The sequence below is a fragment of the Nonomuraea sp. NPDC001636 genome (genome assembly GCF_040298265.1).
In the GTDB taxonomy this organism is placed as follows: Bacteria; Actinomycetota; Actinomycetes; order Streptosporangiales; family Streptosporangiaceae; genus Nonomuraea.
In genome coordinates this window covers 209,026-228,690 of record NZ_JBEOZT010000005.1, presented here as the reverse complement: position 1 = coordinate 228,690, position 19,665 = coordinate 209,026, and the positions used below count along the sequence as shown (strand labels likewise).

At 71.2% G+C, this 19,665-nt stretch carries 20 protein-coding genes; 12 read left to right on the top strand and 8 right to left on the bottom strand.

The window, feature by feature from the left end:
• Positions 1-55 precede the first annotated feature (55 nt).
• The 4 genes from ABT158_RS13210 to hppD form a co-directional block, all read right to left on the bottom strand.
• The gene (locus tag ABT158_RS13210; protein WP_352352983.1) at positions 56-703 is read right to left on the bottom strand and encodes a hypothetical protein; all 648 of its coding nucleotides are present in this window, start codon (positions 701-703) and stop codon (positions 56-58) included.
• Positions 700-1,245 carry an RNA polymerase sigma factor gene (locus ABT158_RS13205; RefSeq protein ID WP_352352982.1) on the bottom strand — a complete coding sequence of 182 codons (546 nt, stop codon included), beginning with the start codon at positions 1,243-1,245 and terminating at the stop codon, positions 700-702. The genes ABT158_RS13210 and ABT158_RS13205 overlap by 4 nt, the downstream gene beginning before the upstream one ends.
• A 73-nt stretch (positions 1,246-1,318) precedes the next feature.
• Positions 1,319-2,725 (bottom strand): M1 family metallopeptidase, encoded by a 1,407-nt coding sequence (locus ABT158_RS13200; RefSeq protein ID WP_352352981.1) that lies wholly within the window; start codon positions 2,723-2,725, stop codon positions 1,319-1,321.
• A 186-nt stretch (positions 2,726-2,911) separates the two neighbouring features.
• Positions 2,912-4,021 carry a 4-hydroxyphenylpyruvate dioxygenase gene (gene hppD / locus ABT158_RS13195; protein ID WP_352352980.1) on the bottom strand — a complete coding sequence of 370 codons (1,110 nt, stop codon included), beginning with the start codon at positions 4,019-4,021 and terminating at the stop codon, positions 2,912-2,914.
• A gap of 103 nt (positions 4,022-4,124) precedes the next feature.
• Here hppD and ABT158_RS13190 point away from each other — a divergent pair, with 103 nt between their 5' ends.
• Positions 4,125-4,604 carry an Lrp/AsnC family transcriptional regulator gene (locus ABT158_RS13190; RefSeq protein WP_352323250.1) on the top strand — a complete coding sequence of 160 codons (480 nt, stop codon included), beginning with the start codon at positions 4,125-4,127 and terminating at the stop codon, positions 4,602-4,604.
• 217 nt (positions 4,605-4,821) lie between these two features.
• The gene (locus tag ABT158_RS13185) at positions 4,822-6,888 is read left to right on the top strand and encodes a transglycosylase domain-containing protein (RefSeq protein WP_352352979.1); all 2,067 of its coding nucleotides are present in this window, start codon (positions 4,822-4,824) and stop codon (positions 6,886-6,888) included.
• Here ABT158_RS13185 and ABT158_RS13180 read toward each other — a convergent pair.
• Complete coding sequence (locus tag ABT158_RS13180; protein WP_352352978.1) at positions 6,874-8,838, bottom strand: thioredoxin domain-containing protein; 1,965 nt, start codon at positions 8,836-8,838, stop codon at positions 6,874-6,876. The genes ABT158_RS13185 and ABT158_RS13180 overlap by 15 nt on opposite strands.
• 94 nt (positions 8,839-8,932) lie before the next feature.
• Here ABT158_RS13180 and ABT158_RS13175 point away from each other — a divergent pair, with 94 nt between their 5' ends.
• Positions 8,933-10,084 (top strand): hypothetical protein, encoded by a 1,152-nt coding sequence (locus ABT158_RS13175; RefSeq protein WP_352352977.1) that lies wholly within the window; start codon positions 8,933-8,935, stop codon positions 10,082-10,084.
• On the opposite strand, the gene ABT158_RS13170 is transcribed toward ABT158_RS13175, so the two are convergent.
• The 3 genes from ABT158_RS13170 to mca are packed head-to-tail and all read right to left on the bottom strand — an operon-like array spanning position 10,070 to position 11,444.
• Positions 10,070-10,363: a GNAT family N-acetyltransferase gene (locus tag ABT158_RS13170; protein ID WP_352352976.1), complete on the bottom strand. Its 294-nt coding sequence runs from the start codon at positions 10,361-10,363 to the stop codon at positions 10,070-10,072. The two genes, ABT158_RS13175 and ABT158_RS13170, sit on opposite strands and share 15 nt — an antisense overlap.
• Positions 10,364-10,525, bottom strand: a complete 162-nt coding sequence (locus ABT158_RS13165) for a hypothetical protein (protein ID WP_352323255.1) — start codon at positions 10,523-10,525, stop codon at positions 10,364-10,366.
• A gap of 34 nt (positions 10,526-10,559) precedes the next feature.
• Positions 10,560-11,444, bottom strand: a complete 885-nt coding sequence (gene mca, locus ABT158_RS13160; protein WP_352323256.1) for a mycothiol conjugate amidase Mca — start codon at positions 11,442-11,444, stop codon at positions 10,560-10,562.
• A gap of 147 nt (positions 11,445-11,591) precedes the next feature.
• Between mca and ABT158_RS13155 the strand changes: the two genes are divergently transcribed.
• The 9 genes from ABT158_RS13155 to ABT158_RS13115 all read left to right on the top strand — a co-directional run bounded on the left by ABT158_RS13155 (position 11,592) and on the right by ABT158_RS13115 (position 19,647).
• Complete coding sequence (locus tag ABT158_RS13155; protein WP_352352975.1) at positions 11,592-12,014, top strand: DUF4307 domain-containing protein; 423 nt, start codon at positions 11,592-11,594, stop codon at positions 12,012-12,014.
• A 108-nt stretch (positions 12,015-12,122) separates the two neighbouring features.
• Entirely contained in the window at positions 12,123-12,623 is a 501-nt protein-coding gene (gene greA, locus ABT158_RS13150; RefSeq protein WP_352323258.1) for a transcription elongation factor GreA, read from the top strand.
• A gap of 140 nt (positions 12,624-12,763) precedes the next feature.
• On the top strand, positions 12,764-13,873 hold the full coding sequence (locus ABT158_RS13145) for a C40 family peptidase (protein WP_352353141.1): 1,110 nt from the start codon (positions 12,764-12,766) through the stop codon (positions 13,871-13,873).
• Between the two features lie 66 nt (positions 13,874-13,939).
• Positions 13,940-14,461: an ATP-binding transcription factor AbmR gene (abmR, locus tag ABT158_RS13140; RefSeq protein ID WP_352352974.1), complete on the top strand. Its 522-nt coding sequence runs from the start codon at positions 13,940-13,942 to the stop codon at positions 14,459-14,461.
• 249 nt (positions 14,462-14,710) lie between these two features.
• Positions 14,711-16,504 carry a phosphoenolpyruvate carboxykinase (GTP) gene (locus tag ABT158_RS13135; RefSeq protein WP_352352973.1) on the top strand — a complete coding sequence of 598 codons (1,794 nt, stop codon included), beginning with the start codon at positions 14,711-14,713 and terminating at the stop codon, positions 16,502-16,504.
• Between the two features lie 130 nt (positions 16,505-16,634).
• Positions 16,635-17,546: a TIGR04222 domain-containing membrane protein gene (locus tag ABT158_RS13130; RefSeq protein ID WP_352352972.1), complete on the top strand. Its 912-nt coding sequence runs from the start codon at positions 16,635-16,637 to the stop codon at positions 17,544-17,546.
• 1 nt (position 17,547) lies between these two features.
• The gene (locus ABT158_RS13125) at positions 17,548-18,387 is read left to right on the top strand and encodes an MbnB/TglH/ChrH family RiPP precursor modification enzyme (protein WP_352352971.1); all 840 of its coding nucleotides are present in this window, start codon (positions 17,548-17,550) and stop codon (positions 18,385-18,387) included.
• Positions 18,380-18,733, top strand: a complete 354-nt coding sequence (locus tag ABT158_RS13120) for an SCO6045 C-terminal-like domain-containing protein (protein ID WP_352352970.1) — start codon at positions 18,380-18,382, stop codon at positions 18,731-18,733. The genes ABT158_RS13125 and ABT158_RS13120 overlap by 8 nt, the downstream gene beginning before the upstream one ends.
• A gap of 35 nt (positions 18,734-18,768) precedes the next feature.
• Positions 18,769-19,647, top strand: coding sequence for a DUF7064 domain-containing protein (locus ABT158_RS13115; RefSeq protein WP_352352969.1), 879 nt, complete (start codon positions 18,769-18,771; stop codon positions 19,645-19,647).
• The last annotated feature ends 18 nt before the right edge of the window (positions 19,648-19,665 follow it).

The window sequence follows — 19,665 nt, the reverse complement described above, 5'->3', positions numbered from 1 at the left end:
ACCCGCCCGGGTTCCTGACCGGGCCTCCTCGTCGGAGGTCGGCCCGAGCCGGAGGTCAGCCCTGCTGGGTGTGCACGCCCGAGCCCTCGTCGCCGCCCGTTTCGGTACGGGTGCCGGAACGGTCGTCGTTCCGGTCGCCCGGCGGCGGGACGGGCATCGCGACCGGTTCGCACCGGGCCACCGCCCCCTGGACGACCTGCAGCGAGGTGGACACCGGCGGAGCCTCGGGCCCGCTCCTGTCCAGGGTGACCGCCAGCACCAGGGTCTGCCCCGCCGGGACCTGGCCCTTCGCGATCCGGAAGGAGATCCCGTCCCCGCTCCTGCCGATGCTCGCCTCGAAGCGCCCCTCGCCGCCCCCCTGACGCCCCCGCGGCTCCTTGCAGGTCTGGCCGTACGGCAGGTAGTCCACCACCGCCTTAACCCCCGCCGCCGCCAGCTCGGCCGCCAGCCCGCCGGGGTCCCGGAAGGCGTTGATCTCCACCGCGACCCCGCCGTCGGCCGTCCCGGTCACCGCGTACGCGGGCCCGGTGCCGAACAGGCCGGTGGCCGCCACCGCGGCGACCACGGCGACCCCGGCAGCCGCGGCGGCGAGCCCTGCGACCCTGCGCCGGGACCGCCGGACGACCGGAACCGTGACGGGCCGCGTCCCGGCCGCCATCTCCGCCTTGAGCGCGCCCAGCAACCGCTCCTCGAAAGTGTTCATGCCTGTCCCTCCACGTACACGGCCGACGGCGAAGCGACGTTCTCCAGGGCGCGTCTGGCCCGGTGCAGGCGGACCCGCGCGGTCACCTGCCTGATGCCGAGGGCGGCGGCCGCCTCGGAGACGGTGAGCTGGTCGATCGCCACGAGCTCCAGCACCGCGCGTTCGCCCTCCGGCAGGCCCGCCATGGCCTCCAGGGCGCCGCGCATCCCGCGCTCGGCGTCGATCCGCTCCTCCATCCGGACGAGGTCGTCGTCGTCCATCAGCCGCCGCCCCGCGATCCGGCCGGCCGCCCGCGCTTCCCTGGCCGACCTGCGGAGCTGGGCCGACACCACGTTGCGGGCCACGCCGTACAACCACGCGGTCTGGCTGCCCCGGCCCGGCACGTAGGTGTGGGCCGAGTCGAGGGCCGCCAGGAAGACGTCGGCGGTCAGGTCGGCGGCCAGGTGAGGATCACTCACCCGCCGGACCACGAACCGCATGACGACGTCGACATGGCGGCGGTAGAAGGCCTCGAAGGCCGCCGGGTCCTCGTTGAGGCGCACTGGCCTCGCTCCCTTCGTCGTTCGCCCTTACACCTGTACTTGGACCGGGCGAAGGAAAGCGTTTCGGCGCAGGTCAGGCGAGGGTGGGGCGGCGCGGCTGGAAGAGCCACGCGTCGAAGAGCGGGTCGAGGTCCTTGCCGGACAGCCGCTCGGCCAGGTCGACGAACTGCCGCGTGGTGACGTTGCCGTAGCGGTGTTCGGCGGTCCAGGTCTTGAGCAGCTTGAAGAACGTCGGGTCGCCGACCGCCTTGCGCAGGGCGTGCAGCGCCATGCCGCCGCGGGTGTAGACCGACTCGTTGAACAGGTCGGCGGGCTTGGCCCGGCCCGGCGGGTAGGACCACATCGGGTCTTTGGCGCCGCGGTTGTAGAAGTCCTTGAAGATGGTGTCGGCGGTCTTCTTGCCCCGGTGCTCCGACCACAGCCACTCCGCGTACGTCGCGAAGCCCTCGTTGAGCCACAGGTCCTTCCACCGCTTGATGGTCAGGCTGTCGCCGAACCACTGGTGGGCCAGCTCGTGGGCGATGATGCCCTCGTCGGGGTCGAAGCCGCCGTAGAGGGGCTTGGTCTGGTTCTCCAGGGCGTAGCCGGCCGAGTAGTCGTCGACGATGGCGCCGGTCGAGGAGAACGGGTAGGGGCCGAAGACCGTGCTCCAGTAGTCGGTGATCTCGCCCGAGACGTTGTAGACGCGGTCGAGGCCGGTCCTGAACTTCGGATCGACGGCCGCGTATGTCGGGATGCCGCCCGGCGACCGGCCCTGACGCACCTCGAACTTGCCGATCGTGGCCGTGGCGAGGTAGGTGGCCATCGGGTGCCGCTCGCTCCACCGGTAGGTGGTGCGGCCGCCCGCGGTGGACGGCGACGCGCTCTGCTCGCCGTTGGCCACGACGGTCAGGCCGGTGGGCACGGTGACCGTGAAGTCGAACGTGGCCTTGTCGGCCGGGTGGTCGTTGCTGGGGAACCAGGTCTTGGAGCCGTTGGGCTCGGAGGCCACGAACGCGCCGTCGGCGGTGGGGATGAACCCGTACGTGCCCAGGTTGGCGGTGTCCTTGGCGGGCGTGGGGCTGCCGGAGTAGGAGATCTCGGCGGTGAACGGCGAGCCGGCGCTGAGCCGCGCGGCCGGGGTCACGGTCAGCTCGCCGCCCTTGCGGGAGAAGCGCGCGGGCGAGCCGTCGACGCTGACCTTGGCGACGTCGAGGCCGGTGAGGTCGAGGTTGAAGCTCGACAGGTCCTGGGTGGCCTTGGCGCGGATCTTCGTCAGGCCGGTGAGCCGCTTGGTCGCCGGGGTGTAGTCGACGGTCAGCGAGTAGTGGGCGACGTCGTAGCCGCCGTTGCCGTCCTGCGGGAAGTCGGCGTCGCCGATGCCCGGGGCGCCCGTGTGGCGGCCGGCGGCCGAGCGGGGCGGCGGTTCGTCGGTGGGCGCGCACGCGAGCACGCTGATCAGCGCCACCAGCACGGCCGCGCCGCGTCTTCTGATCCGCATGGGTGAACCAGCCCCCTTCAGCCCGTGACCTGAATCTTACGCAGGGTCACGCGCTCCCGACGACTCGTCACCGTGGAGGGGGAAGAGCCGGAGGCGCCGGCGGCTCCCCGCCGCCGGCGCCTCATCAGCCCAGAATGTGGTGGTGGTCCCATAAAATCCAGATCACCCCCACTAAGTCGGGACAAACTAAAGGTTGCCCCTGCGTTCCTGCTCGCGCTCGATCGCCTCGAACAGGGCCTTGAAGTTGCCCTTGCCGAACCCGAGCGACCCGTGCCGCTCGATCAGCTCGAAGAAGACCGTGGGACGGTCCTGGACCGGCTGCGTGAAGATCTGCAGCAGGTAGCCGTCCTCGTCGCGGTCGACCAGGATCTTGCGCTTCTTCAGCTCCTCGATCGGCGCCCTGACCTGCCCGATGCGCTCGCGCAGCTCGGGGTCGTCGTAGTAGGAGTCCGGCGTGTCGAGGAACTGCACGCCCGCCGCGCGCATGTGGTCGACGGTGGTGAGGATGTCGTTGGTGGCCAGGGCGATGTGCTGCACGCCCGGCCCGCCGTAGAACTCCAGGTACTCGTCGATCTGCGACTTCTTGCGGCTGATCGCCGGCTCGTTCAGCGGGAACTTGACCTTCCGCGTGCCGTCGGCCACGACCTTGGACATCAGCGCCGAGTACTCGGTCGCGATGTCGTCGCCGACGAACTCGGCCATGTTCGTGAAGCCCATCACCCTGCGGTAGAACTCCACCCACTCGTCCATCTTGCCGAGCTCGACGTTGCCGACGCAGTGGTCGACCGCCTGGAACAGGCGTCCGGTCTTCGTCGCGGGCGGCGCGACGAGCGGCTCGGCCGGCACGTAACCGGGCAGGTACGGCCCCGCGTAGTTGGACCTGTCCACGAGCGTGTGCCGGGTCTCGCCGTAGGTGGCGATGGCCGCGAGCACCACCTTGCCGTGCTCGTCCTCCAGCGTGTACGGCTCCACCAGGCCCGTGGCCCCGTGGGCGATCGCGTAGGCGTATCCGGCCTCCACGTCGGGCACCTGGATGGCCAGGTCGATCACGCCGTCACCGTGCTCGGCGACGTGTCTGGCCATGTCCGTGCCGGGCCGGATCGAGGCCCTGAACTCGAAGGTGGCGCTGCCCGAGGTCAGGACGTAGGCGACCGCGTCGCGGCTGCCGTTCTCCGGCCCGCGGTAGGCCACCAGTCGCATGCCGAAAGCGGTCGAGTAGTAGTGGGCGGCCTGCCGGGCGTTGCCCACGGCGAACACCACGGCGTCCATGCCGTTAACCGGAAAGACATCAGTCATACCCCCAACTCTCGATTTAGCTGGACGAGTTGTGCAACAGTTACTTGAACGAGTGCACAATCTGTCCACCCATCTCGGGTCAGAGTCGGAGAACTTGTACAGCATGACGATCGACGAACTGGACGCCCGCCTGATCTCGCTGCTGACCGCCGAGCCCCGGCTGGGCGTGCTGGAGTGCTCCCGCCGCCTCGGCGTCGCCCGCGGCACCGTCCAGGCCAGGCTCGACCGGCTGGTGGCCAGGGGCGTGATCACCGGGTTCGGGCCCGACGTGTCGCCCGTGGCGCTCGGCTACGACGTGACGGCGTTCGTCACCATGGAGATCAGGCAGGTCTCCGGGCACGACCCGGTCGCCCATCGGCTGGCCCACATCCCCGAGGTGCTGGAGGTGCACACCATCACCGGCGGCGCGGACCTGCTGTGCCGGGTGGTCGCGCGGACGAATGCCGATCTGCAAAGGGTCATCGACCAAATCGTGGATGTTCAGGGGGTGCTCAGGACTTCTTCGATCATCGCACTCGACACCCCGGTTCCTTACCGAGTGCTGCCTTTGGTCGCCGATGTTCCGCGCCGCGGAGGGCGCTAGACGTACCATCGCTTAGGGACGAGGCACCGTTATCGATCGTTTACCCTTGACATTCGCCCAGCTGGCGGGGGTTGGGCGAGGGTGTCTCAGAGGGGGGTCTCGGATGCGGGGCGGTGGTGGAAAAGGCATGCGGAAACGGCGCGTACTCCGAATAGTGTTGATCTCTTTCGGCGCCGGAATCGCCGTGCTTGCCGGTCTTTTCGCTATTGCGTGGGCGATGACTCCCATTCCCGACAGCACGCAGGAATCGGCCACCGCCGAAGGCTCGGTGATCTATTACCGCGACGGCAAGACGGTGCTCGCCCGGCAGGGCGTCGACCGCAGGAACGTCGAGCTGGCCAAGGTGCCCAAGCACGTGCGCGACGCCGTCATCGCCGCCGAGAACCGCTCGTTCTACAACGACGGCGGCGTCTCGCTCAAGGGCACCGCGCGGGCCGTCTGGTCCACCGTCACCGGGCAGCAGCTCCAGGGCGGCTCCACGATCACCCAGCAGCTCGTGCGCAACTACTACAGCGGCCTCAGCCAGGAGCGCTCGGTCACCCGCAAGTTCAAAGAGATCCTCATCGCGATGAAGGTCGACCAGTCCAAGTCGAAGGACTGGGTCCTGGAGCAGTACCTCAACACGATCTACTTCGGCCGCGGCGCCAACGGCGTCCAGTCGGCCGCGCGCGCCTACTTCGGCAAGGACGTCGACAAGCTCACCGTCGCCGAGGGCGCGTACCTGGCGGCGGTCATCCAGCAGCCCAGCCGGTTCGCCGACCCCGAGGGCGCCGACCTCGACGCGGCCCGCTCCCGGTGGCAGGCCGTGATCAACGCCATGGGCCAGACGGGCGCGCTGTCGCGCCAGCAGGCCGCCGCCGAGCGTTTCCCGGTGCTCAAGGCGCCCAAGAAGCCGTTCGAGCTCAAGGGCCAGGGCCAGTACATGCTCGACCAGGTCACCGCCGAGCTCAACCGGCGCGGCTACTCCGACGAGACCATCAACAGCGGCGGCCTGAAGATCGTCACGACGTTCGACAAGAAGCTCATGACGGCGGCCGAGCAGGCCGTCAAGGACGTGCTCCCGGCCTCTACGCCGAAGAAGGTGCGCACCGGGCTGGCCGCCGTCGATCCGGCCACCGGCGAGGTCGTCGCCTTCTACGGCGGCCGCCACGACCAGGTCGGCGACTACGACAACGCGTTCTCGGCCAAGCGGATGGCGGGGTCGACGTTCAAGCCGTACACGCTGGCCGCCGCGCTCGACAACGGCTTCGACCTGTCCACCAGGGTCGACGGCAACTCGCCGCTGCGCGTGGCCTCGGCCGACAAGCCCATCCCCAACGACAGCGGCCGCTCCTACGGCCAGATCAACCTGGTCAGCGCCACCCAGAACTCCGTCAACACGGCCTTCGTCGACCTCGGCCAGAAGGTCGGCCTGAACAAGGTCGCGGAGGTCGCCGAGGCCGCGGGCATCCCCAAGGAGCAGTTGCAGGGGCAGCAGGCGTACGCCACCTTCCCGCTCGGCGTGTCCTCGGTCAGCGCCGTCCAGAACGCCTCCGGCTTCTCCAGCTTCGCCAACAAGGGCGTGCACATGGAGGCCCACGTGGTGAAGTCGGTCACCGACGGCAAGGGCGAGAAGAAGACGGTCAAGCCCGTCGCCACGAAGGTGGTGAGCGAGCAGGCCGCCGCCGACACCGTCTACGCGATGCAGCAGGTCGTCAAGTACGGCACCGGCACCGCCGCCCGCCTCTACGACCGCCCGGTGGCCGGCAAGACCGGCACCACCGACGACTCCAAGAACGTCTGGTTCAACGGGTTCGTCCCGCAGCTCGCCGTCGCCGTGAACATGTTCCGCAGCGACGACCAGACCGTCACCATCCCCGGCTACGGCACGCAGTTCGGCGGCCAGCTGCCGGCGCAGATCTGGCGGGCGTTCATGACGGAGGCCATGGCCGGCGAGCCCGTCGAGGAGTTCCCCGAGCCCTCCCAGTACGGCTACGAGTCGTCCTACTCGCCGCCCGACCGCGGCCGCGACGTCCGCGACCAGCAGTCGACGCCGCCCCCCGACCAGAACCAGTGGAACAACCCCGACGCCGGCCCCACCGATCAGCAGCCGTTCGGCGACCCGTCGGTCACCGAGGCGCCCACCGACGACGGCTCCGGCGACAACGGCAGGACCGGCCGCGACCGGCAGGACGAACGCCCCCAGGACGCGCCCACGGCCCCCTCCGACCAGCCTCAGGGGCCCCCGGACGAGGGCCGCGACACCCAGCGCGACAACCTCGGCCGGCCGTCAGGCACCGGCTAGCTCGGCCCGCAGCTCCTCCACCGTGGTGACCGGCAGCCGGCAGGCGAACCCCCTGCATACGTAGGCGGCCGGCGCGCCGCCGACGGGCCCGCGCCCCTCCAGCAGCGCGGGGAAGGGCTCGCCGCCGGCCTCGCCGTCGCCGGGCGCGACCACCAGGCCCGGCACGTCGGCCAGCAGCGCCTCCCGGTGCAGGGCGGCCGTACGCGGGTCGGCGGGGCTGCCGACGACCGCCACCTCCACGGGCCCGTCGAGCGCCGCGCGGGCCACGGCCAGCCCCCAGCCGGCGAACCTGGCGTGCCGGTCGGCCAGCACCGACACCGTGGCGAGCGCGGCCGCGGCGGCCTCCCGGTGCCGGGCCGAGCCGGTCAGCGCGCCGTAGGACAGCAGGGCCCCCGCGGCCGCGTACTGGCCGGAGGGCGTGGCGTTGTCGGTGGGGTCCTGTGGACGCTGGAACAGCCGTTCGGCGTCGTCAGCGGTGTCGTAGAAGCCGCCGGAGCCGTCGGAGAAGCGGTCGAGGACCGTGTCGAGCAGTGTCCCGGCCAGCCGGAGCCATCTCGTCGCGCCGGTCACGCCATAGAGGGAGATCAGGCCCTCGGCCACGTTCGCGTAGTCCTCCAGCACGCCCGCGTTGGCGCCCGCGCGTCCGTCGCGGGAGGTGCGCAGCAGCCGCCCGCCGGCCGTGTGCACGTCGGCGAGCAGCTCGGCCGCCGCCGTGGCGGCCTCGACCAGGTCGGGACGCTCGAACACCACGCCGGCCTCCGCGAGCGCCGCGACGGCCAGGCCGTTCCAGGAGGCCACGACCTTGTCGTCGCGGCCCGGACGCACCCGCAGCTCCCTGGCCGCCAGCAGCCTGCCGCGCACGCCGGCGTACCGCACCGGGTCCTCGGGGTCGCGCGGGAGCTGGAGCACCGACGTGCCGTGCTCGAACGTGCCGGTGACGTCGAACAGCCCGGTGGCCCAGCGGCCGTCGTCGTCCCCCAGGACCTCGCGCAGCTCCTCGGGCGTCCAGACGTAGAACTTGCCCTCCACGCCCTCGCTGTCGGCGTCGAGGGCCGAGGCGAGGCCGCCCTCGGGCGTGCGCAGCTCGCGCAGCATCCAGCCGGCCGTCTCCAGCGCCACCCGGCGGGCCAGGTCGCCGCCGCCCGCCTTCCACCAGTGGGTGTACACCCGCAGCAGCAGGGCGTTGTCGTAGAGCATCTTCTCGAAGTGCGGGACCACCCACGCGGCGTCGACGCTGTACCGCGCGAAACCGCCGCCGAGCTGGTCGTAGATGCCGCCGCGGGCCATGGCCTCAAGCGTCCGGCCGCTCATCTCGCGCTCGCCGGAGCGCAGCAGGAACTCCAGGACCATCGACGGCGGGAACTTCGGCGCGCCGCCGAACCCGCCGTTGACCGGGTCGAACGACTCCCGCAGGTTGGCGACGGCCCGCTCCAGCGTCTCCGCCTCCGGCGTGCCGCCGCGCGGGAACGCGGTGTTCTGGTTGAGCGCCTCGACCACCTTGGCGCCCTGCGCCAGCACCGACTCCCGGTCGCCGGTCCACACCCGGTGGATCTCGGCCAGCAGCCGCCGGAAGTGCGGGCGCGGGAAGTACGTGCCGCAGTAGAACGGGTGGCCGTCGGGCGTGGCGAACACCGTCATCGGCCAGCCGCCCTGCTGGGTCATGGCCTGGGTGGCGGTCATGTAGACCGCGTCGACGTCGGGCCGCTCCTCGCGGTCGACCTTGACGTTGACGAAGTGCTCGTTCATGAGGGCGGCCGTGTCGGCGTCCTCGAAGCTCTCGTGGGCCATCACGTGGCACCAGTGGCACGCCGAGTAGCCCACGCTGATCAGCAGCGGCACGTCCCGGCGCCGGGCCTCGGCGAACGCCTCCTCGCCCCACGGGTGCCAGTCGACGGGATTGCCCGCGTGCTGCAGCAGGTAAGGGCTCGTGGCGTCGTTCAACCGGTTCATCAGGACCTCCCTCGCTCACCCTAAACCGCGTCCCCGGGCCGGGCCGTCACCCCCGCGGCTGACTCGGGCGGGGCGGACGGCGTAGGTTACGGGCGTGGACATCGACTACGTCTGCGCCCACGCCGGCCGCCCGCCGGCCGCCGTCACGCGCAGGGACGTCGCCCGCGCCCTGCTGGCCGTGCCCTCGGGCGTGGCGCTGGTGGCGCTGCCCGATCTGCGGCGGGCCATGGTGGCGGCGGGCAACCCGCTCTCGCAGCCGTTCTGGGACTCCGCCAAGGCCACGCTGAGCTCCATCGAGGCGGGCGTGGCCACCGTCGGCGACGTGCAGCGCTGGGTCGAGTCCACCGGCACCGAGCCGATCCTCATGACGCCGAGCTACTTCGTCTGGCCCGAGGATGACGAGCGCGGCCCGGTCGCGGCCGAGATGTTCGGGCGCATGGTCTCCTTCCTGGAGGAGCGCGTCGCCGCCGGCGAGATCGACCCCGACGCGCTGGCCCAGGGCGACCACGCCGCCCGCCGGGCGTACGAGGAGCTCCAGGAGCACTGGCTGGCCACGCCGCTGCCCGACGGCCGGGTGCCCGGCTTCGCGGTCAGCGACGAGCAGGACGAGGAGCTGTTCGCCGCCCTCGACGAGGAGGAGGCGTTCGCGCTGTCGGAGCTGCGCCGCATCGTCGGCGAGCTGCCCAAGGCGCCCGAGCTGCCGCTGGTCGAGCTGGAGCTGGCCGCCGCGCGCCTGCGCGTGCTGCTGGACCTGCCCGGCTACCCGGCGAACGTGCTGCGCGCCTGCGCCGGGTTCGACGACCGGCCGATGCCGGACGACGACCGGGAGTTGTGGCTGGCGGTGGCGGCCGGCGTGGCCGGGCCGATCTCCGACCTGTCCGAGGCCGACGACGTGCCGGAGGAGTTCGCCGACCTGGAGGGGGAGCTCGGCCACGAGGACACCGCCCTGGCCAACCTGTGCGCGATCCAGCACGCCGACTGGCTGGCCGCGGTGGCGGCGCTGGCCCGCATGGGGCCCGGGGTGCCGGCCTCGCCGGAACGCCTGGCCCGGCTCATCGCCGAGTCCGACGACATCGAGTCGGGCGAGCAGGACGACGACGACCTCGACGCCACCGAGGGCCTGTTCGCCTCGGTGGTCAGCCTGTGGACCTACCTGGGCATCGTGGACGCCGACGAGGTGCTGACCCCGCTCGGCTGGTGGGGCCTGCCCAAGGCCCTGGAACGCGCCTGGTCACCCCGCGACTGACGGGTCGCTGTACTCCTTGAACTCGGGGTGACGCTCGATGTAGCGGGCCACGTACGGGCACAGCGGCACGATGCGCAGCCCGGTGTCGACGCTCGTGCGCAGCGCGTACTCCACCAGCCTGCTCGCCAGGCCCTGGCCCTCGTAGGCGGGCAGCACCTCGGTGTGCGTGAAGACGACTTTCGTGGGCAGCAGTCGATAGTCGGCGAACCCGGCGACCTTGCCGTCGACGAGGATCTCGAAGCGGCACTCCGTCGAGTTGTCGACTACTTCGATCGGCATCTATTCGGCTTTCTTGTCCGTGTCGCCCTCGTGCGGAACCTGGATCTTCGACATCTGCTTGTTCATCGACTTGATGAGGATGTAGAGGGCCAGCCCGATGAGGGCGACGACGGTGAAGCCGAGCAGACCCGGACTGACATCACCAGCTGCGAGAACTGTCACACCTTCAGTCTGCCACCCGTATGCCGTGGTCCGGTCAGTGGCAGGCGGGTGAGACGTCCTCGGCGTGGATGCCGGCGAACAGGTCGTCCTCGGGCAGTTCGGTGTCGACGAGCGAGCGCGCCAGGTGGTAGTCCTCGGTCGGCCAGATCTCCTGCTGCAGCTCGCGCGGGCAGACGAACCAGAAGCCGTCGGGGTCGACCTGGGTGGCGTGCGCGAGCAGCGCCTCGTCGCGGATCTGGAAGTACTCGCCGCACGGCACCCGCGTCGTCACCGGCCACTTGGCGGGCCGGTCCTCCCAGCGGGAGATCCAGTCGGAGTACGGGGAGCCGAGCCCGCGCTCGGTCATGGCCTCGTGCAGCGCCTCGAAGCGCTCCTTGGTGAAGCCCATCTGGTAGTAGAGCTTCATCGGCTGCCACGGGTCGCCGGTGCCGGGGTAGCGGTCGGGGTCGCCGGCCGCCTCGAACGCCTCGACGGAGACCTTGTTGGTCATGATGTGGTCGGGGTGCGGGTAGCCGCCGTCGTCGTCGTAGGTGATGATCACGTGCGGGCGGAACTCGCGCACGGCGGCCACCAGCGGGGCCGAGGCGTCCTCAAGCTTCTGCAGCGCGAAGCAGCCCTCGGGCAGCTCCTCCTCCTCGCTCTCCGGCAGGCCGGAGTCGACAAAGCCCATGAAACGCTGCTGGACCCCGAGGATCTCGCGGGCCCGCTCCATCTCCGCCCGGCGCACCTCGCCGATGTTGGCCACGATCTCGGGCCGGTCCATCTTCGGGTTGAGCACGGAACCCCGCTCACCGCCCGTGAGGGTACAGACCAGCACTTCCACGCCTTCGCGCACGTAACGCGCCATCGTGGCGGCGCCCTTGCTCGACTCGTCGTCGGGGTGGGCGTGGACTGCCATCAACCTCAGGGGTGCACTCACGGGCGCGTTCTCCTCACAGGGTCTCCTCGGTGGAGGACCGGTCACTCGTCCAGAGAGGTTAGTTTCTGCTGGGCGGTCGCGAGGGCACGCCCCCCGCGGGCGACAATTGTCTCGGATAACGCTCAGGGAGTGCAGGGAGATTCCGCCATGGTCACCGAAGATGTCGGGAACGGACCCGTTCTCGGCACACCCGACGACTTCCCCGACCGTCCGAAGAGAGGCGGCCGGCTGGTCGTGCATGTCGTGATCGGCGTGCTGGTGGCCATCGTCGCGGGTGGCTGGGGATGGGTGATGTGGTCGATGACGGCCGGCGGCGGCTCGGAGGCCCCGGCGCAGGTCGTCTCGTTCAGCATCGACGCGCCCGGGCGCGCGGAGATCACCTTCGAGGTGTACAAGCCCGACGATAGAGTGGCCGTCTGCCGGATCAGGGCACTGGACGTCTACCACGCGGAAGTCGGTAGCAAGGAAGTAAGAATCCCGGCTGGTCAGGGTAGTAAGCAGCTCAAGGAGAGCCTCGACACCAGTGGTCAGGCCACTTCCGTCCACATCCAGTACTGCAATCTCGTATAGTGAGACATTTGGGGAAGCGTCCGGCCGGTTGAGTTGTTAGCCTTTCGCAATTCGACCGTCCACATCCTCAAGTGATCTCAGGGCCCCCTAGGCAAGCAAGGAGAACCCGTGGCCGACTCTCGCGATGAGAACGTCACATGGCTGACGCAGGAGGCGTACGACCGCCTGAAGGCGGAGTACGAATATCTCTCTGGCCCCGGGCGCGTCGACATCGCCAAGAAGATCGAGGCCGCCCGTGAGGAGGGCGACCTGAAGGAGAACGGCGGCTACCACGCCGCCAAGGACGAGCAGGGCAAGATGGAGGCCCGGATCTTCCACCTCCGCCAGATCCTCGACAACGCCAAGGTGGGAGAGGCCCCCAAGACCGAAGGCGTGGTCGGCCCCGGCATGACCGTGACGATCCGGTTCGTCGGCGACGACGACGAGGTCACCTTCCTGCTCGCCTCCCGCGAGGAGAGCGGAGCGCCGATCGACGTCTACTCGCCCAAGTCGCCGCTCGGCTCGGCGATCAACGGCAAGAAGATCGGTGAGAAGGCGACGTACTCGATGCCCAACGGTCGCCAGAACACCGTCGAGATCCTCGAGGCTGTGCCGTACATCGGCAACTGACCCCCGCAGATCCTGACCGCCGGGCCCCCGTCGGCCCGGCGGCGTTTTCGCGTTCGCCGGGAATCGCCCAGGACCTCAGCTTCCTGGTGAAGACGCGGAAACGGCGAGACTTATCCAGGCTCGTCCCCTTCATCGTGGTGATGCTGGTGGCCGTGCTCACCACCGACGTGCTGGTGCTGGTCCAGACGGGGGAGGAGCAGGCGCCGGTCGAGGTGGTGCGGGCGCGGCCGGTGCCGAAGCAGACGCTCATGGCCCAGTCCCGTGCCGACCAGCCCGTGGCGCCGCTGGGCAGGCTGCGCAAGCCCAACCTCTTCGTGCTCACCCGCAAGCCGTTCACCGACGAGCTGCTGCGCAAGGTGGCCAAGCTGCGCGGCGTACGGGCCCTTGAGCTGGCCGACGCGGCCTCCATCTCGCTCGACGGCAAGCGGGTGCAGACGCTCGCGGTCAACCCGTCCACGTTCCGGGCCTACACCCCCAAGGTGACGGCGTCCTCGGACGCCCTGTGGCAGAACGTGGCCTCCGGCGACGTGGCGGTCTCGTTCGTGCTGGGCAACGACGGCGGCCTCGCGCTGCACAGCCGCGTGAGCGGGCCGGCCGGGCCGCTGCGCATCGGCGCGTACGCCACCACCGGGTTCGGCGCGGTCGACGCGGTCGTGTCCAAGGAGACCGGGCGCAGGCTGCGCCTCCCGCGCGACAACGCGCTCATCGTCAGCGCCCCCGGCGCGAACTCCGACGCGCTGCGCCGGGCCATCCTGGCCGCGATGCCCAAGGGCACGCAGGTGGCCACCGTCAACCCGGTCCAGCCGCGGCCCAGGGCCGACACCCCGAAGAACTGGCCGTCCGGGTCGTTCATGACCGTGGAACAGCTCACGACGGCGCTGAAGGCCGCGGTGTCCAAGCTGGGCCGGCCGTACGTGTGGGGGGCCGAGGGGCCCGACACGTTCGACTGCTCGGGGCTGGTGCAGTGGGCGTACGGGCAGGCGGGCGTGCGGATGCCGCGGGTGACCCACCAGCAGTGGGTGGCCGGGCCGCAGGTGCCGCTGGCCCAGGCGCAGCCGGGCGACCTGATCTTCTGGCGCAACGACCCGACGAACCCGGGTTACATCTCGCACGTGGCGATCTACTGGGGCAACGGGAAGGTGCTGCAGGCGCCGCGCACCGGTGACGTCGTCAAGATCTCTCCGCTGAGCACGCGGAACCTGGCCGGCGTCGTCCGGGTCAGCCCCGTCGCGGCCGCCCGCGTCCGCTGAACGAACCTTCGCACGAACCGGGGTCCGGCTCGTGCATTTCGCGCGCAACTGTGTAATCGTGATTACATGTCAACAGATGATATGAGCGCGCAGGTCCGCGGCTGGTTCACCGGCCGGCTCCCCGAGGGGTGGTTCACCGGGGCCCCCGAGATCGTCCGTGACCGCGAGGAGATCGCGGTGCTCGGCACGCTGCCCGACCCGCCCGCCGACACGCCCGAGGCCGAGCGGCTCGCCCTCATCGAGGGGCTGGCCCGCCGGTTCCGTGAGGAGACCCGCGAGCGGCGGATCGAGATCGCCCGCGAGGCGGAGCGCCGGTTCCGCCAGAAGGTCTCCTGGGGCGTGCGGTGCGGGGGCGAGACTGTGATGTTCACCACACTCTCCGTGCCCGTGATGACGCGTCTGCGTCAGTCGGAGCGTCAGGTGCTCGACACACTGGTCGCCGCCGGGGTGGCCAGGAGCCGCAGCGACGCGCTCGCCTGGTGCGTGCGCCTGGTCGGCAAGAACACCGACACCTGGCTGGCCGAGCTGCGCGACGCGCTCCAGCACGTCGACAGAGTGCGCAACGCGGGCCCCGACGTCAATTCCTGAGAACACCGGCGGAAACGGCTCGGTAAATTGGACTAAACCACTGCGGTAATTGGTTTAGACCACGCGAATTGGCCTGGACCGGCCCTGCGGAATTCCTCTTTTAAATCTCGGATACCTGGGTAGGCTCCCCGGATCGTCAGGGCCGCTGCCTGCGGCGACGGTCGCGCCAACAGGTCTATGCCAATTGGCCTTCATGCGCCTTCGTCGTTAATGATGACTGGGCCCTGAGAGAGTGGAGGAGTCGCAGTCGTGTCCGTTTCCGTGGAAGTGCCCGCGCCGACGAGCAATCGCGAATTGGTCGCGTGGGTGAACGAGATCGCAGCCCTGACCCAGCCCGACCGGATCGAGTGGTGCGACGGCTCGGAGGAGGAGTGGACGCGCCTGACCAACCTCCTCGTCGAGCAGGGCACGCTCACCCGGCTCGCCGCGCGCCCGAACAGCTTCTACGCCAAGTCCGATCCCAGCGACGTGGCTCGGGTCGAGGACCGCACCTACATCTGCTCGGAGCGCGAGGAGGACGCAGGCCCGACCAACAACTGGATCGCTCCAGCGCAGATGCGCCAGACCTTCTCCGAGCTCTTCGCGGGCTGCATGCGCGGCCGCACCATGTACGTCGTCCCGTTCTGCATGGGCCCGCTCGGCGGCGAGATCTCGCAGCTCGGCGTCGAGATCACCGACTCCGCGTACGTGGCCGTGTCGATGCGGATCATGACGCGCATGGGCGACCGGGCCCTGCGCCTGATCGAGCAGCGCGGCGGCTTCGTCAAGGCCGTCCACTCCGTCGGCGCCCCGCTGCGGCCGGGCCAGTCCGACGTGGCCTGGCCGTGCAGCTCCACCAAGTACATCAGCCACTTCCCCGAGACCCGCGAGATCTGGTCCTACGGCTCGGGCTACGGCGGCAACGCGCTGCTCGGCAAGAAGTGCTACGCGCTGCGCATCGCCAGCGTCATGGCCCGCGACGAGGGCTGGCTGGCCGAGCACATGCTCATCCTCAAGCTCACGCCGCCCGACGGCGAGACCCGTTACGTCGCCGCCGCCTTCCCGAGCGCGTGCGGCAAGACGAACCTGGCCATGCTCCAGCCCACGATCCCGGGCTGGAAGGTCGAGACGATCGGCGACGACATCGCCTGGATGCGCTTCGGCGACGACGGCCGCCTGCACGCCATCAACCCGGAGGCCGGCTTCTTCGGCGTCGCGCCCGGCACCGGCCAGGTGACCAACGCCAACGCGATCAAGACCCTCTGGGGCAACAGCATCTTCACCAACGTCGCCCTGACCGACGACGGGGACGTGTGGTGGGAGGGGCTCACCGAGGAGCCCCCGGCGCACCTGACCGACTGGAAGGGCCGCTCCTGGACGCCCGACAGCGACGAGCCCGCCGCCCACCCGAACGCCCGCTTCACCACCCCCGCCTCCCAGTGCCCGACCATCGCACCGGAGTGGCAGGACCCCAAGGGCGTGCCCATCTCGGCGATTCTCTTCGGCGGCCGCCGCGCCACCGCCGTGCCTCTGGTCACGGAGTCGCTGAGCTGGGAGCACGGCGTCTTCCTCGGAGCCAACGTCGCCTCCGAGAAGACCGCCGCGGCCGAGGGCAAGGTGGGCGAGCTGCGTTACGACCCGTTCGCCATGCTGCCGTTCTGCGGCTACAACATGGGCGACTACTTCGGCCACTGGCTCGACATCGGCCGGGTCAAGGGCGCGAAGCTGCCGCGCATCTACTACGTCAACTGGTTCAGGAAGAACGACGAGGGCAAGTTCATCTGGCCCGGCTTCGGCGAGAACAGCCGCGTGCTCAAGTGGATCGTCGACCGCCTCAACGGCGAGGCCAAGGCGAACCCGACGGCGATCGGCCTGCTGCCCGCCGAGCTCGACACCGACGGCCTCGACCTGTCCGAGGAGGACCTGCGCACGCTGCTGTCGGTCGACCGCGACGTGTGGCGCGAGGAGGCGGCCCTGATCCCGGCCCACTTCGAGAAGTTCGGCGACCACCTGCCGAAGGAGCTGTGGGACGAGTACGACGCCCTGCTCGACCGGCTCGGCTGAGCGGGCGCGCGCGGTGCGGCGGTGCTGGCCGCCGCACCGCGCGGGGGCGATCTGATCGCCCGGAACCTTTATGCCTCGCTTATACGTCTTCCCGGTACGCGGCCCGATGGGCCGCACGAGGGGAGGGCGTATGGATCTGTTCCTTCTCATCCTCGCGGTGGCGCTGGCCGTGACGGCCGGGCTCACCGTTCTGGCGGTCCGGCGCGAGCACGCCGCCATCCGGGGGGCCGCCGTCGAGCCCCGGCCGCACGATCTCGGCCTCTACGAGCTGGCCTTCCTGGCGGGCGGAGCCAGGCGCGTCGCCGACACCGCCGTCGGGCTGCTGGCGGCGTCAGGGGCCGTACGCGTGTCCCGCGACGGACGGGTGCACCGGGTGGCCGGCGCCCGGAGCACCGGCGAGCCGGTCGAGGACGCCGTCCTGGACGAGGTCGAGCGCAACCCCGGCGCGTGGGCGAGCACGATTCGTGAGCGCGTGAGCCAGGGCGAGACCCTGGACGCCCTCAGGCACCGGCTGGGCAGGATCGGCGCGGTCCACCCCACCGGCTCCTTCACCCAGGTGGACCGGCTGATCGTCCGGTTACGGGTGCTGGCGGTGCTGGCGCTCGCCGGGGCGGCCGTGGAGGCGCTGTCGGTGGCCGTCGAGGGCACGTCGCCGCTTCCCCTGGCCGCGCTCGGCGTCCTGGCCGGGACGGTCGTGGGCGCGCCGAGCGCCATCGCCGGACACCGCCGCACGTTCCCCACCGATCTCACCGCTTCCGGGCAGGCCGCGCTCGACCGGGCCAAGCTGGACCACCCGCCGGGCACGTCCAGCGGCCCGGTGGCCGTCGCGCTGTACGGCCTCGGCGAGCTGAACGACGCCAACCTCGTCCTCGCGCTCGACGGCTCCCCGGCCCGTACGGTCGCCACCAGGCGGCGGCGCGGCGGCGACCAGTCGCACAGCGCCGGCGCGGGCGGCTGCGGCGCGGCGGGATGCGGCGGCGGGAGCGGCTGCGGCGGCGGGAGCGGCTGCGGGGGCGGCGGCTGCGGCGGCGGGGGGAGCTGACATGCCGTACATGCCGGACCTCGGGGTGGGCATCGGGTGGCGGCCGGAGCTCGACCTGACGATCGAGCGGATGGCGGGCGTCGGGTTCGTCGAGGTGGTGGCCGAGAACATCGACCCCGGCGACCTGCCCGAGTCGCTGCGCGTGCTGCGGGCCAGGGGCGTGCCAGTGATCCCGCACGGCGTCTCGCTGGGCGTCGGCGGCGCCGAGCCGCCGGACCCGGCCCGGCTCGCCCACCTCGCCGCCTGCGCGCGGGCCCTGGACTCGCCGCTGGTCAGCGAGCACCTGGCGTTCGTCCGCGGGGGCGGCGTGGAGGCGGGGCACCTGCTTCCGGTGCCGCGGACGCGGGAGTCGCTGGAGGTCGTCGTGGAGAACGTGCGGCTGGCCCAGGAGGCGCTGCCCGTGCCGCTGGCCCTGGAGAACGTGGCGGCGATCTTCGGCTGGCCGGACGACGAGCTGACCGAGGCCCGCTTCCTGGCCGAGGTCGTGGAGCGTACCGGGGCGGGGCTGCTGGTGGACGTCGCCAACCTGTACGCCGCCCAGGTCAACCTGGGCCTGTCGGCCGTGGCCGCGCTGGACGCGCTGCCGCTGGAACACCTGGCGTACGTGCACGTCGCCGGCGGGCACGAGCACCACGGGATCTGGCACGACACGCACACCGCCGCCGTGCCGCCGGCCGTCCTCGGCCTGCTGACCGAGCTGTGCGCCCGGACCAGGCCGCCCGGCGTGCTGCTGGAGTGGGACGACGACTACCCGGGCGACGCCGTGCTCGCTGGCGAGCTGACCCGCATCCGGGCCGCCATGTCCTCAGTGGAGCAGACCGTGGGCGGGCGCGGTGAGTGAGGGGGCGCGGGCGCGGCTGGCGGAGGCGCAGGGGCGGGTCGTCGCGTGCCTGGTGGCCGGGGCGGATCCGCCGGCGGGCTTCGACGCCGGGCGGCTGCGGGTGCAGGCGTCCGCGCTGCTCGTCAAGCGGCGCGGCGTGGTGGCCAGGCTCCGCCCGGACGCCGCCCGTGCCGCCGGGCCCGCTCTGGCCGCGGAGTTCGCCGCCTACGCGGCGGCCCGCGCCGTCCCGCCGCCCGGTTACCGGGCCGACGCCGACGACTTCGCCGCCTGGCTGCGCGCCCGCGGCCTCATGCCGGCCGCGCGGCCGCGCGGGTGGGCTCGCCTGTTCCGCCGGGATCGCGGTTAAGCTGCTCGTAGCAAGCGCTTGGGAGGCGGTACGGCATGCGCATCGTCAACATGGGCGACTGGCCCCTCGGAGAGCAGGACGAGCAACTCCACCAGCCGGGCGACGACCCGCTGTGGAACGAGTCCCACTACCTCGACTTCGTCGCCGCCGACGGCGAACTGGGCGGATACGTCCGCATCGGGCTCTATCCCAACTGGAAGCGCACCTGGTTCTGGGCCCGGCTCGTCCGGCGCGGCGGCGGCCTGGTGGAGATCACCGACCACGAGGCCCCGCCGACCGGCCTGACGATCTCCGCCGAAGCCTACGAGGCCGACCTGGCCGCGACCGACCCCCTGCGCACCGCGCGGCTGCGCCTGGCCGCCCCCGGCCTGTCGCTCGACCTCGAATGGCACACCCGCGGCGGCGTGTACGGCTACCAGCTCACCCCCCGCTACGAGATCCCCTGCGAGGTCACGGGGACGGTGGACGGCCGGCCCTTCCACGGCCACGGCGAGCGCGACCACAGCTGGGGCGTCAGGGACTGGTGGTCGCTGTCCTGGACGTGGAGCAGCGGCCGGCTCTCCGACGGCACCCACCTGCACGGCACCCAGGTCAACCTGGGCATGCCGCTGCCGTGGCCGGCGTTCACGGTGCCGCCCGGCGGCGCGATCGAGCACGCGGACGGCTTCACGGCCGGCACCCGGTTCGACGGCGACCGCCCGGCCGAGACGCTGCTGAGCTTCCCGGGCCGCGCGGTGACCGTGCGGCCGGTCGCGTTCGCCCCCGTGCGGCTGGTCTCACCGGACGGGGCGGTGGCCGAGTTCCCGAGGGCGCTGTGCGAGCTGGAGTCCGACGACGGCGGCACCGGCTTCGGCTGGACCGAGTGGCACCAGCCGCCGGGCTGGCGTCAGCACGGTTGGCACCCCTTGCTCTGAAATATCGAGACATCCTAG